The organism is Mycobacterium sp. 1245499.0 (genome assembly GCF_001673615.1).
GTDB lineage: Bacteria > Actinomycetota > Actinomycetes > Mycobacteriales > Mycobacteriaceae > Mycobacterium > Mycobacterium europaeum_A.
In genome coordinates this window covers 1-12,708 of sequence record NZ_LZMG01000336.1, presented here as the reverse complement: position 1 = coordinate 12,708, position 12,708 = coordinate 1, and the positions used below count along the sequence as shown (strand labels likewise).

Genomic DNA, 12,708 nt, shown 5'->3' with positions numbered 1-12,708 from the left:
GCCGCGCTGCAAATTCGCCGACCCGGACGCCGACCTCGAGCGGGCCGAGGCGGTGGTGCACGGCCTCGCCGAGCAGGGGCTGCGGGTGCTCGCCGTGGCGCAGCGCGGCAGGATGACCTCGGGCGCCCCCTTGAGCACCAGCACCGGCGCCTCGGCGGGCTGGCCATTGGCAGCGCCGTCGTGGCCCACGGTGCCGATCGCGGCGGCGAAGCCGCGGCTGGACTCGAACGGCACCTCGGCGACCATCGCCCAGTCCGAATCGCTTTGGCCGTTCAGCGAACTCGCCGCGGTCAGGATCGCCTCGTCGGTGGCGTGCGCATGTCCCTGGCCCTCCTGGGGCTGAGCCGACGCGCGCGCGGCGGCCCGCAGCAGTCCGGCCGATTCCGGGTCGGTCAGTTTGGGGAAGGGATCGTGCGGGTCGACGTCGTCGGGCACCGCGCACACCACGCGCAGCCGGTTCTCGGTGAGCGTGCCGGTCTTGTCGAAGCAGACGGTGTCGACGCGGCCGAGCGCCTCGATGGTGCGCGGCGCGCGGACCAGGGCCCCGCGCGCGGTCAGTCGTTGGGCGGCCGAGAGCTGGGACAGGGTGGCCACCAGGGGCAGGCCCTCGGGGACGGCGGCCACCGCGATCGCGACGCCGTCGGCGACCGCCTGGCGCAGCGGCGCGCGCCGCAGCAGCGCCAGCGCCGACACCGTGGCGCCGCCGGCCAGCGTCAGCGGCAGCACCTTGCTGGTGAGTTCGCGCAGCCGGGCCTGGATTCCGGCGGCGGTCTCGACGTCGGCCACCGCGGAGATCGCCCGGTGCGCGGCGGTGCCGACGCCGGTGGCGACCACGATGGCCCGCGCGTGCCCGGCGACGATGGTGCTGCCCTCGAACAGCATGCTGGCCCGGTCGGGATCGTTGACCGCGACGGGATCCACCTGCTTGTCCACCGGCAGCGATTCGCCGGTCAGCAGGGACTCGTCGACCTCGAGGTCGTCGGCGATCAGCAGCCGGGCGTCGGCGGGCACCACTTCGGGTGCGGCCAGGTCGATGACGTCGCCGGGCCGCAGGGACTTGGCGGACACCGTCGCCGTGCGGGTCGCGTGTCGGGCGGCCTCGAGCCGGCGGCGGGTCGTCGCGACAGCAGGAACGACCACCCGGCGCACCAGCTGGTCCTGCTCGGCGAACAGCTCCGCGGCGGCGGACTCGGCCCGAAGTCGTTGCGCCCCACCGGTTATCGCATTGACGGTCATGACGCCTGCGACCAGCAGCGCGTCGATGTTGCTGCCGACGATCGCCGAGGCCGCCGCGCCGACGGCCAGGATCGGGGTCAGGGGATCGGCGAGCTCGGTCCGCGTGGCGGACGCCAGCCGGACCGCGCTGTGCAACGGCTTGCGCAGGGGTTGCAGCGCCGGGCTGTATGACAGGTCGTCGAGGCGGCGCCGCCACGACGGCTCGGTCTCGACGGCCATCGGCCGGGCGCCGCCGGCCAGCCGCGAGTAGACGATCTCGGGATCCAAAGCGTGCCAGGCGGTCAGCGGTTGGGGTGTGGGGTCGGGCAGCCGGAGCACCCGAGCGGCCGAGAAGGTTCCCGCCAGCAGCGCGGTGGCCGCGGCGGCATTGACCGGATTGAGCCAGCGCCGGAAGCTCACCGGGCTGGTGGCCGCCTCCTGCTCGCCGGTGACCAGCAGCAGACCGGCCAGCGTGGTGCCGCCCTGGGCCAGGTGCACCGCCGATTCGCTGGCCGAGCGGGCCACCGGGATCGCCGAGAGGATGCGCACCGCGTCGGCCAGATCAGTGCCGGTGATGATGTCGGCGGTCCACGCCGTGGCGGCGCGCGGATCATCAAGGGCCACACCGACATCGGCGATCGCGAGCGCGGCCAGGGTGTCGGTGGAGGCGAAGTCGCGATGCAGCGCGGTGATCAGCAGCACCGGCCCACGGTCGGCGCGCAGCTCCCGGACCACGTTGAGCAGCGGCGTGCCGGGCGGGTGCGTGGTCCCGACACTGGCGGTGAGGTCCTCGGTGCCCGCGACGTGGCGTAGCACCACCCGCGCGCCGGTGCGGTTCGCGGTCTGAAAGAGCGGGATCGCGTACGGGTCGACCTCCCAGCCCACGTCGACGCTGCCGACGCACTCGCCGTCCACGATCAGGTCGGCGCTTTCCAGGCCCTGCGCGGGTGTCGCCGAAGGTCCTTGGGTGCGAACCCATTTCAGCCGGGCCCCGGTCGCCGGTAGCTCGTCGGCGTCGGGCTCGGGCGCCTCCTCGCCGTGCAGCAGCGCGTCGGCCACCTCGTAGACCCGGTCGTCGTCCCAGCCGGGAGCGTCCCCGCGGACCCGTAAGACCGCGCGATGATCGCCGCGCAGCGCGGCGCCGTCGATGACGACGACCTTCACCCGGTCCAGGCGGCGCAGCGCGCCCGGGTCGAGGACCAGTTGCCCGGAATTGGCGAGCCCGCGGCCCAATATCGCCGCGAACGCCTGGCGGCCCATGTGCGCGGCCCTGGGCACCCCGGCCTCGATGGCCGCGGCCGCGTCCTCGGTGCCGCCGCCGGCGACCAGCGCACTGACGGCGGCGATCAGCGAGCCGTTGGCCGCCGAATCGACGTAACTTTCCACCGGCCCGGCCATCGAGCCTTTCGCCTTGTCCATCGCCGCGTCGATGGTGCCGCCGACCACGACGTGGGAGGCCTCACCGGCGGCCGCCGCGGCCCAGCTGTGCCGCGGCAGCTCCGACTTGGCCGAGGAGATGACGGGGACCACCGGAGCCTGCGGCCGGTCGGGGGAGGCCAGCTGTGGCTCGCGGTCACGCCACACGCGGCGGTGCGCCGACGCCTCGGAGACCTGCAGGGTGCGTTGCGTCAGATCGAGCAGCGGTGTGCCGAACGATTGCGTCAGACCGTGGGCGGCCGCCGTGGTCGCGGCCAGCGCGATGTCGGTGCCGACCCGGCCCAGCCGCGCCTCCAGGATCGAGACCATCCGCGGTTGATGGTTGATGAGCGCGGCCGCGGCCCGGGTGGTCTGCGGCGCCGCCGGCAACCGGGTCACCCATCCGGTGACGGCGGCGCCCATCGCGACGACATCCATGGCCGCCGCGGTCAGGGGCACCAGAATCGCCAGCGGGTTGCCTGGGTCGGCGAACGGCGCGGACAGCGGCGGTGACTCCGACTTCGACCAGGTGATGTCCGAGGCGATCGAGGAGACCGTCGCGCGCACCTCGTCCAGCACGGCGTCGCCGTCCGCGTCGTCGGACAGCTCCACCACCAACCGGCCCAGCGAGCCTTCGACATGCGCCTTGGCCACACCCGGGATCCGGCGCACCGGCTCCTCCACGGCCGGCGCGTACTCGTGCCAACGCGGGAAGGGCAGCAGCGGATCCAGATCCAGGTGCACCCGGTGCCCGCTGTGCCAGCGCACCGGCGGCAGGATCGCGGTGGGGGAGCCGCCGGACGAACCGTCCAGTCCGATCGCGCGGCCCGTCGTTTGGGCAACCGCCTGAATGACCGGGCCGGCGAGGTCGGTCACCGGACTGGCCAGCGTCTGCAGCGCGCCCGCGGCGCCCGCCGCGGTGGACACTCCGGCCCGCACCACCTGCGCGGCTCCGCCGGCTACGCCGGCGACGACGCTGGAAACGCCGGGAATCTTCACTCGTCACCCTTCAACTACGTCTACCGCGCCTAATGATCCTGACGGGTGGAGGACCTGTCCACACGTGGGCCGGGAAGGTAAAACCGTGCGAGGACACCGCAGACGACGCGAGCCGATGCGAGCCGATGCAGGTCGGGCCTCCCTTAGAGAGCAAGGGGTGCGATTGCGTCCCTGCTCAGAGGTTACCGGGTTGCCGCCAAACCAAACGTGGGGAACAACCCGGCGTCGAGGAAGACGGTGATGCTCGCGACGCCGGTAACGCCGGTGGTCAAGACGTGAATCGAATGGGCCCGCATCGTCTGATCGGCGCCACGCCGGTATTCGGCGACGGCAGGTTGCGCATTCGCGGCTGTCGGGATCATCACAACGTCGCCGGGCGGGGCCAGGGCGCGTCCGGCGAGGAACCGCAGCACGGCGTCGCGGCCGGTGAACCACACTGGCATAGGCGGCATTTCGAGCTTGACGTCCGCTTGCAGCAGCGCCGTCAGCGCGGCCATGTCCGCGTTTTCGAATGCGGCGCAATACCGGTCGAGCAATTCGCGGCGCTCGGCATCGTCGGGCTCGGACACGGTCTCCTCGGCGGGCGAGAGTTCGGCGAGGTGGGCCCGGGCGCGCTGTAGCGAACTGTTGACCGCCGCGGGCGTGGTCTCGAGGAGCTCGGCAACCTCGGCGGCGCTGAACTGTACGACGTCGCGCAGAATCAGCACGGCGCGCTGCCGCGCCGGAAGCTCTTGAAGGGCGGTCATCACGGCCAGCCGCACGCTCTGCTTTGCGGTCAGATCGTCTTCCGGGCTCTTGAACATCATCGCGTCGGGGATCGGCTCGAGCCAGGCGTGCGCGCCGGGCTTCGCGTCGAAATCGGCGTCCGGGTCGACCGATCCGTCGCCGACCCCCATCGGCAGCACGCGCCGGGCGCGGTTCTCCAGCGCTCGCAGGCAGGCGTTGGTGGCGATGCGGTACAGCCACGTCTTCAATGCCGCGCGTTCCTCGAACGCCCGATAGCCGCGCCAGCCCCGCAGATACGTCTCCTGGACCAGGTCTTCCGCGTCGTGCACCGAACCCAGCATGCGGTAGCAGTGCGCGATCAGCTCGGCACGAAAAGGCGCCGCCTGTTCGACGAAATCCTCCTGCGCCGGCACGAGCCTCTCCTTCCGGTGGGTGAAGAACCTACTCCCTTAGAGACATCGGGCCGCCGAAATTCATCGGGCCGCACGCGATGAATCCGGCCGTCACGCCGTATCTGAATTGGTGACGACGCGGCCACGGCCGCAGCACCCACCGCAGAGAGAGAACGACGATGAACCAGTCCCGCACCGCCCATACCGACGGCCTCGCCGACACCACCGCCATCGTGACCGGCGCGGGCCGCGGATTCGGCCGCGCCATCGCCTCCGCGTTGGTCGCGGCCGGCGCACGGGTCGCCGGCGTCGCGCGCACCCGATCACAACTCGATGAGGTGCGCACCCAGCTCGGCGACGCCTTCACCCCGGTGGTGGCTGACGCCGCCGACCCGGCCACGGCCGACCGGCTGATCGACGAATACCGGCCGCGCACACTGGTGCTGTGCGCCGGGGCGACGCCGCCGATGGCGCCGTTGCAGGAGCAGACCTGGGAGACGTTCAGCGTGAACTGGAACACCGACGTCGCGCAGGCGTTCCACTGGGTTAGCCGCGCGGTGCGCCGGCCGCTGGCGGGGGGCAGTTCGGTGATCGTGATGTCCAGCGGCGCCGCGGTGAACGGATCACCGTTGTCTGGCGGCTATGCCGGCGCGAAGGCTACCGTCAGGTTCATCACCAGCTACGCCGCCGCCGAATCGCAACGCGCGGGCCTCGGGATCGGTTTCACCGCCGTGCTGCCGCGGTTGACGCCGGCCACCGACCTGGGCGCCGCCGCCGTCGCGGCCTACGCCGAGCGGCAAGGTGTCGACGTCGATTCCTTCGTGCAGGCCGCCGGGCCCGCCCTCACGGCCGAACAGGTCGGCAAGTCGGTGCTCGAGATCGCCACCGGCGCGGCCACCGACCATGACGCGTACCTGCTCACCGCCGCCGGCCTGTCGCCGCTTGCCTGAGAGCCCTGGAGACGAAAGGCAGACAGCGATGAACACACCGCCGATCGTGTCGGCCGAGCAGTGGGCGAGCGCGCATCAGGAACTGCTGGCCAAGGAGAAGGAACTCACCCGGGCCCGTGACGCCCTCGCGGCCATGCGGCGCCGGATGCCGTGGACGGCCGTCGACTCCGCCTACGAATTCGACGGACCCGAGGGCAGGGTCGACCTGTTGGGCCTATTCCACGGCAGGCGACAACTCGTCGTCTATCGCGCGTTCTACGGGCCCGACATCCATGGCTGGCCCGACCACGCCTGCCGGGGCTGCTCGATGATCGCCGACCATGTCGGCAACCTGGCCCACCTCAACGCCCGCGACACCACGCTGGTGTTCGTTTCGCGCGCACCGCAGGCCGACATCGAGCGACTCAAGGCGCGGATGGGCTGGAAGATGCCGTGGTACACCATCACCGATGGATTCGACAGCGATTTCGGCGTGGACGAATGGCACGGCACTAACGCCTTCATCCGTGTCGGCGACCGGGTGTTCCGTACCTACTTCATCAACAATCGCGGCGACGAGGCGCTCGGAACCACGTGGAGCTTTCTCGACATGACCGCGTTGGGACGCCAGGAAAACTGGGAGGATTCACCGGAGGGCTACCCGCAGAGCGCCCCCTACGAGTGGTGGGACTGGCACGACGCGTACGGCATGCACGAGCCGTCGCGCTGGTTCGGCGAGCCGGACCCCAACGATCCCCACGACATCCGGCCGCCGCGCGTCGACTGAACGCGACCGTTGGCACTACTTCCGCCCTTAGCCTTCGGCGCGACGGCTAGCGAAGGGGCACGCTGGCGGCGCTGGACGGGGTCGTCGGAACTCGGGTCGGCGACGCCGCGGGGGGCGTGGTCGGAGTGGCCGACGACGTTGGCGGAGTGCTGGACGTCGACGATTCCGACCGGACGCACTCGACAACCGCCCGAGCCGTCTGCCCCGAGGCCGTCGCGGTGATGACGGCACGCAGGTTTCGCGGTATTGCTCTGAGCGTCGGGTTAGAGCGAGGAGTTTTGACGGTCAACTGTCCTCGCTGGGTGACCGACGCGAAATCGCTGTTGTCACTGGTCCATTGGACGTCTGTGAGGTCGGCAGCAGTGCCATCGGAGTAGGTGCCCGCCGCGACAAGGGTGTACGAGCCTGCGCAACTCTGGATGGTCGGGGGTTGGATGCTGATTCCGGTCAGGTCATGGGGCATGACGATGATCGCTACTGAGGCCGAGCGTTCGGCGATGGTTGCCCGTATTGCAGTTCTGCTCTGCGGGCGGCCAGGACCACCAGCCACAGCGGTGACAAGCCCGTCGCGACCGACCGCTGCGACTGCAGGGTCATCAGTGGTCCAGTCGACGTCATTGGTGATGTCGTGGGCGGACCCATCGGTGTAAGTCCCGGTGGCCCTCAGCTGTTGTGTGGATCCTTGAGCCAAAGTGACCTCGCGGGGCGCAACGGTGATCGCCGCCAGGGTCTGCGGCTTCACACCGGTGGTGCCGGAGGGCGTCGTGGGATCGGTTGGGGTGCTCTGCGTTTCGGCAGTCGTGGGATTGGTTGTGGTGCTCGGTGTCTCGGTAGTCGTGGAAGTGGCTGTGGTGCTCGGCGTTTCACTGGTAGAGGCGATCGTGGGCACGGGGCCGGCACTGAGATGCGCAGGCGCCGTGAGCGCGAAATGCGTGGCGACCGCGGTAATCGCCACTACCGATGCGGCGGCCAGCCCAGTCGCGTACGTGATGAGCATCCGGATCCTCAGCTGGCGCAGACCGATTCGCACGGCCCGGTCCACGTTCAGCGGATGGCTGCCGATGCGTTCTCGGGCGGCGGTTTCCAACGCCTCGTACAGGGCGGGGTTGGGCATCAGCGGTCCCCGCCCGGAACGTCTGCGGCGGCCAGCGCCGCATCGGCCTGCGCAATGTACGCGTCCACCTCGACCGGCGGTAGGTGCACCATGTCGGCGATGTCTTCGACCGACAGGTCGGCGTATGTGGCCAGGACCAGGATGATCCGCTGAGTCTGCGACAGTCGCCCCAACGCCCGGTTGGCGGCGGGGACCGTGTCGGGCGGTGGGCTGCCGGTGAGCCGACTGTATGCCGTCAGCCGGTGGACGAACCAACACAGCGCGTATACGTCCGCGGCCGCGCTGACTGGCCCGCGCCAGCGTTTGGTCGCCTCTGCGATGGCGGCGCTGAGCAGGTCATTAGCCATCGCAGGGTCGTCGCACAACAGATTGGCGGTCACCTGCAGTTGAGGGCGTTGTTCGCTGAATTCGCGACGCAGCTCCTCGCCCCGATTAGCCACCGCGACAACGACTTTGAACAGCGACGGAATGCCGTACTCGAGCTGAGTGATGGCGGGCATCACTCCCGCGGTCACCACCACGACGCAGCCCAGGGCGATCAACGTCAAGGCGGTCACGTGGCCGCTCGTTGCGACGCCCGCCAGGATGAGTCCACCGGCGCCCGCCATCAGCGCCACGCGCCAGGGGCGCACGAAATCTCGCCATGGTCGCGGCGGTGTCTGACACATGCTCCTGCTCCTCCAGTAGTCGCTTACTCGTGAATCATCAACTGCAGGGGGAGGTGTGACGCGCGTAGTCGACTACTCGAATCCGCGGACCGGCCGTTCGCGGATGGCGCACTCCCGAGTTGGTGTCGACGCCCTTATCAGCGCCCGAGACGACGAGTAGTGCACTACGCGTGATGACGACGTCACCCGCTGAAACGATCGTCTTCGGCTGAAGCCGGTGATCATGACGTTGACTTCCGGTGGATCGAGCCGAACCTCGAAGGGAGAACACAAATGTCTCAAGATGCTGACAGCGGCTCGACCGACGTCATGACCGATCCTGGTAGCGACGATAGCGCCGACACCAACGACACGTCGCCGGCCGATACCGCAGAGACCGACGACGACGGCGCGGACACTTCGGACGCCAGCGATACATCAACGGCTGATACGTCAGACACCGCGGACACTTCGGACGCATCGAACGGTGACGACAGCGTCGACACGTCGGATACGACGGACGCATCGAACGGTGACGACAGCGTCGACACGTCGGATACGACGGACACATCGAACGGCGACTCCAGTGGGAACGCGTCGAACACCGTTGAAACCCCTACCGATAACGGCTCGGCTGCCACCGGCGACGACCCGTCGGTCAACGTCGACTACAAGCAAATGGTCCCCATCCCGAGCGGAATCAATTCCGGCGTCAGCGCCGCGTCGCAGGCGACGATGTTATCGGCGCTCGGAGTCCCCGGCACCCCGCAAGACAGCTGTGGGCCGGCATCGCCGGCGCTGCAGAAGTTACTGAAAACCGCCAGCGTTGGACCTTTTCGGGTGACCGGCTTGGTGCCGGCGGTCGACGCGCTCACCCGGGTCTTCGCGGCGGTCAAATCGGCCCGGCCCGACCTCTATCTTCTGCTGGGGACTGCGGGCATGCTCTGCGTGCGTCATGTGCGCGGTTCGACGACGAACTTCTCCAACCACTCGTGGGGCACGGCCATCGACATCACCATCGGCGGGCAGCTCACGCCGCGCGGGTCGACCACGGTGCAGCAGGGCCTGGTCGACCTCGCGCCGTTCATGCAAGCGGAGCGATTCTTCTGGGGCGCCGCCTTTCCCACGCCTGACGGCATGCACTTCGAAGCATCCAACGAGTTGATCGCGGATTGGAAGTCCAACAAAACGATTCCGTGACACACAACCGCCGGCTCTTGATGCCGCGCCGCCACGTCCCGTCACGTTCACCCAGGTGGTCTCGGGACGGGCGGCGCGGCGTGCGCCATTGGCTGAACCCACCGCGGAGACCTGAATCAAGAACGGGCGGACCGAAAGTGAGCGAGTGAGCGCGGGATCGAGTAGTCGACTACGCGTGCCCGTCGCGGGCAGGTGAGAGTTGCATAGTCGGTAGCGCCCATCGGGGCGACAACAGGGCGTTACGCAACGCTCAGGCATCACGAGGAGAGTCCCATGCCAGACGGAGTTTCGCAGCTCAGCAGTGTCGGCTGCATTACGAAAGCGTTGCTCGACGCACTGGATCAGATCGAAAACCAGGTCGCTGCAAGCCAGATCGGCCCCGACGGCAAGCCGCTGGGATCGGCGATCTACATGCACATGCCGACCGGATATCCGATCGACCCCAAGATGTTCGCCAATCCATGGACGCCGGCCGGGGGAGATTCTTCGAGCCAATTCAGCAATGACGGCGCATTCTCCGCGCCCGCCCAAGCAGCCTCCTCGACTCCGCCGCCGGGACCGCCGGGATCCGTCTATCCGCCGCCGGCCAAGCCCGACCCGCAGCTGGAGGCGTCCATTCAGGCGGCATTCTTTACCTCGAAGCTCGTCGACCAGATGCTGGAAGTGACGCAGAACGGCGTCGCAACTGCCTGGCCCGATCGAAACGTCAGTGTTGAGTACTTCACCGTGGTGCAGGGCATGCAGCCGATGGACAAGTCGACCCCGGCGCAAGCGGTCCTCGACAAGATCGCCGCGGCGCAGGACCTGCTCTACATCAAGGACGCCAACGGCAACCGCGTCGGCTACACGCCGCTCTACGCGCAGTTCCGGCGCAACCAACAGGCCTGGACCGACGCGATCGCCGCGCAGGCGAGTGCCTATGCGCAGGCCATGGCCGATCCGGTCGCGGGGCAGGAGTGGCCGATCGTGGCGAGCAGCTATGCGAACAAGGTCACCCAGGCGCTGAACGATTTCAACAGCATGGGTCGCCAGCAGGTGCAGGACGCTCTGGATACGATTGCGACGCAAGGCGAGAGCGCGGTCACGGCGCTGGCCGCATTGGCGCGCCAACTGTATGACGCGTTTCAGGTGCAGCTGGCCGGCGGAATCTCCGCCAATGTTCCCTGGTCGTACATCAGCCCGATGTCCTGGTGGGACTACACGGATGAATCCTTCGGCGTCCAAAAGATCACGGGGACTAGCGAGGCGCACGATGCGAGAACGAACTCCGGGACGGGTTCCTTCGCGAGCAACTGGCAGCGGCAGCAGTCACAATCGAACAGTGGCAGCGGCGGGTTCGACGTCGGCATCTACAGCGCCTCCGCCAGTGGCAGCCACGCCGATGCGTCCAACGCATTCGCCAATAACGCAAACCAGTTCAATTGGACGACCCACCAAGATAGTTCGAGCTCCGCTTCGGTTTCGTTGGAGTACTTCATCGCGACAATCGAGCGTCCCTGGTTCCTCGGTGACATCTTCAACCTCAAGGGCTGGTATCTGGTAGGTCAGCGCGCCAACAGCATCAGCGACGGGACGGTTGCCAATCAGATCGGCGATAAGTGTCCCGCGATCCTGCCGATGCTTCCTAAGGGGTTCCTCATTATTCGCAACGTCAAGATCACCTGCGACGACTGGGGTGACTTCGGCAGCAGTTTCAGTCAGGCCGCGCAGGCGAGTCAGGGCTCGGGACAGTCGAGTTCGAACTCGGTCGCGGTGTCGGGGGGCTATCTCTTCATGAAGGGTTCGGCCCAGCACCAGGATCAGCAGTCCTCCGGTGCCTTCGGATCGCAGCAGACCAGTTCCAGTTTCACGTTCACGTCCGATGGCAAGAAGGGCGGGACGTTGGAACTGCTGGGATCGCAGATCGCCGGCTGGATCGGGCAGATTCAGCCCGCGGCCCCGCTGATGGACGACCCCACACTGCCGAAGCCAACTTCGGAGAACTCACCGGAGGCGATGGCGGGGGCCGGAGCCACACCGGCAGCGGGGAGCTGATCGTCATGGCCGGCGGGGACACACTCGCAACGGTTGGCGAGAAGGTGACGGATGTCTTCGTGCACGCGTTCGCAACCGGGAACTCCAACGTCTCGTTGGTCTTTCTGCCGTTCGCGTTGCCGACACCGGACGACATCGTGCAGGGCGGCGTGGTAAACCCCACCCGGTTGGCCGCCTTCCTGGTGCCGAATTTCGATGCGCCCTACCTGATGTCACCGTCCCAATATTCCGTGCACGGCCAGGATCTCTACTACGGCACGGCGAGCCAGATCTATCGGCTCGCCGTGACCGCGGCCCGGCCGACCGCCCCGGTCGGGAGCGATGCTTGGACCCGCATCAACTCCGAAATCGCGATGGCTCAAACGATGCTCAGCCCTGCCGGCGTCACGCCCGAGTTCGCCTGTGTGCCAGACGACTGGGTGCTGCCGGATTCGACCTATTGGTCCACATTCGACTCGACGCAGGCGCAAACCGCTGCCCCGCCGCAGAGCAGCGGCCCGCAGTTGCAGCTGCAGCGGGCCGTCAATCCTTATCTATGGACGATCAAGCCGGCGGAGCAGCAGGATGCCCCGGTCCAGAACCTGACCTATCTTCATGAGTTGAATCCGGCGCTGGTGGCCGCCGCTACGGAGAACACCGTACCGGCGGTGTCGACACCACCGGCGACGACCGTGGCGCCGGTGGCGAGGCTCAATCCAGCCGTGCTGCAGCGCATTCCGTTGTCTACGGCCGCGGCTCGACCATCGGGAGCCGACGCCGCGGCTGTGCGGCAAGCCATTCGGGTGCTTCCGCAGCTGACGCCCACCTCCGACGTCCCACGCATCAGGCCATATCCGATCATCTGGCGCGGCCCGATCGATCCGCCACCACCCCCGCCAGCGAGAACGGACCGACAAAGCCATTGCCGCTCAACGACGCTTGGTCCTGGCCACTCCATTGCACCGAGATGTTGAGGTCTTTGACCACGACGATCGCGATCGGCAGCCCATATGTCAGCGCGGCGTCACCCTGGGTGACCGCTGCGTTCGGCGCCGGCAACAGCCCGCCCTTCGGCATGCCAGGCACGTACCAGTTGGGGTCGGCCAAGAAGACCCCGTCCCAGGTCGACACCCCTGCCGCCGCGAAGCCGATGGTCGCGGACATGTATTTGAAAGACACCGACATGCTCGAGGTGGGTGGCGGCGTAATCGAACTGCTCAGGTTTGGAGGTGTTCCAGCCGGCGAGGAAGTTCTCGTCCATGCGGTTCTG

General features: G+C 68.2%; 10 protein-coding genes. 6 read left to right on the top strand and 4 right to left on the bottom strand.

The features are described 5' to 3' along the window. A partial coding sequence (locus A5646_RS20755; RefSeq protein WP_231998427.1) for an HAD-IC family P-type ATPase occupies positions 1-3,630 on the bottom strand: 3,630 nt, incomplete at its 3' end. 182 nt (positions 3,631-3,812) lie between these two features. After that, positions 3,813-4,769, bottom strand: a complete 957-nt coding sequence (locus A5646_RS20750) for a sigma-70 family RNA polymerase sigma factor (RefSeq protein WP_067023894.1) — start codon at positions 4,767-4,769, stop codon at positions 3,813-3,815. 158 nt (positions 4,770-4,927) lie between these two features. Here A5646_RS20750 and A5646_RS20745 point away from each other — a divergent pair, with 158 nt between their 5' ends. Further along, on the top strand, positions 4,928-5,698 hold the full coding sequence (locus tag A5646_RS20745; protein ID WP_066862429.1) for an SDR family oxidoreductase: 771 nt from the start codon (positions 4,928-4,930) through the stop codon (positions 5,696-5,698). Positions 5,699-5,726: 28 nt separating this feature from the next. After that, entirely contained in the window at positions 5,727-6,464 is a 738-nt protein-coding gene (locus A5646_RS20740) for a DUF899 domain-containing protein (RefSeq protein ID WP_067023891.1), read from the top strand. A gap of 46 nt (positions 6,465-6,510) precedes the next feature. Here the strand turns inward: A5646_RS20740 and A5646_RS20735 are convergent, their stop codons facing one another. Both A5646_RS20735 and A5646_RS20730 read right to left on the bottom strand, forming a co-directional pair. After that, a complete protein-coding gene (locus tag A5646_RS20735; protein ID WP_067023888.1) occupies positions 6,511-7,578 on the bottom strand; it encodes an Ig-like domain-containing protein in 1,068 nt (355 codons plus the stop codon). Next, positions 7,578-8,246: a sigma factor-like helix-turn-helix DNA-binding protein gene (locus A5646_RS20730; RefSeq protein ID WP_082976060.1), complete on the bottom strand. Its 669-nt coding sequence runs from the start codon at positions 8,244-8,246 to the stop codon at positions 7,578-7,580. The genes A5646_RS20735 and A5646_RS20730 overlap by 1 nt, the downstream gene beginning before the upstream one ends. A 273-nt stretch (positions 8,247-8,519) precedes the next feature. Here A5646_RS20730 and A5646_RS28395 point away from each other — a divergent pair, with 273 nt between their 5' ends. The 4 genes from A5646_RS28395 to A5646_RS20710 all read left to right on the top strand — a co-directional run. Then, positions 8,520-9,425, top strand: coding sequence for a M15 family metallopeptidase (locus A5646_RS28395; RefSeq protein ID WP_082984805.1), 906 nt, complete (start codon positions 8,520-8,522; stop codon positions 9,423-9,425). Positions 9,426-9,698: 273 nt separating this feature from the next. Further along, entirely contained in the window at positions 9,699-11,459 is a 1,761-nt protein-coding gene (locus A5646_RS20720) for a hypothetical protein (protein WP_156765668.1), read from the top strand. A 5-nt stretch (positions 11,460-11,464) separates the two neighbouring features. Beyond that, positions 11,465-12,412 (top strand): hypothetical protein, encoded by a 948-nt coding sequence (locus A5646_RS20715; protein ID WP_067023882.1) that lies wholly within the window; start codon positions 11,465-11,467, stop codon positions 12,410-12,412. Between the two features lie 5 nt (positions 12,413-12,417). After that, positions 12,418-12,708 (top strand): hypothetical protein (locus A5646_RS20710; protein ID WP_156765667.1); only part of this gene is annotated, 291 nt, incomplete at its 3' end.

What these genes read in the sequence shown, in the direction of transcription:
- A5646_RS20745 (WP_066862429.1), top strand. Translation starts at nt 4,928, where the DNA reads ATGAACCAGTCCCGCACCGCCCATACCGACGGCCTCGCCGACACCACC.
- A5646_RS20740 (WP_067023891.1), top strand. Translation starts at nt 5,727, where the DNA reads ATGAACACACCGCCGATCGTGTCGGCCGAGCAGTGGGCGAGCGCGCAT.
- A5646_RS20735 (WP_067023888.1), bottom strand. Translation starts at nt 7,578, where the DNA reads ATGCCCAACCCCGCCCTGTACGAGGCGTTGGAAACCGCCGCCCGAGAA.
- A5646_RS20730 (WP_082976060.1), bottom strand. Translation starts at nt 8,246, where the DNA reads ATGTGTCAGACACCGCCGCGACCATGGCGAGATTTCGTGCGCCCCTGG.
- A5646_RS28395 (WP_082984805.1), top strand. Translation starts at nt 8,520, where the DNA reads ATGTCTCAAGATGCTGACAGCGGCTCGACCGACGTCATGACCGATCCT.
- A5646_RS20720 (WP_156765668.1), top strand. Translation starts at nt 9,699, where the DNA reads ATGCCAGACGGAGTTTCGCAGCTCAGCAGTGTCGGCTGCATTACGAAA.
- A5646_RS20715 (WP_067023882.1), top strand. Translation starts at nt 11,465, where the DNA reads ATGGCCGGCGGGGACACACTCGCAACGGTTGGCGAGAAGGTGACGGAT.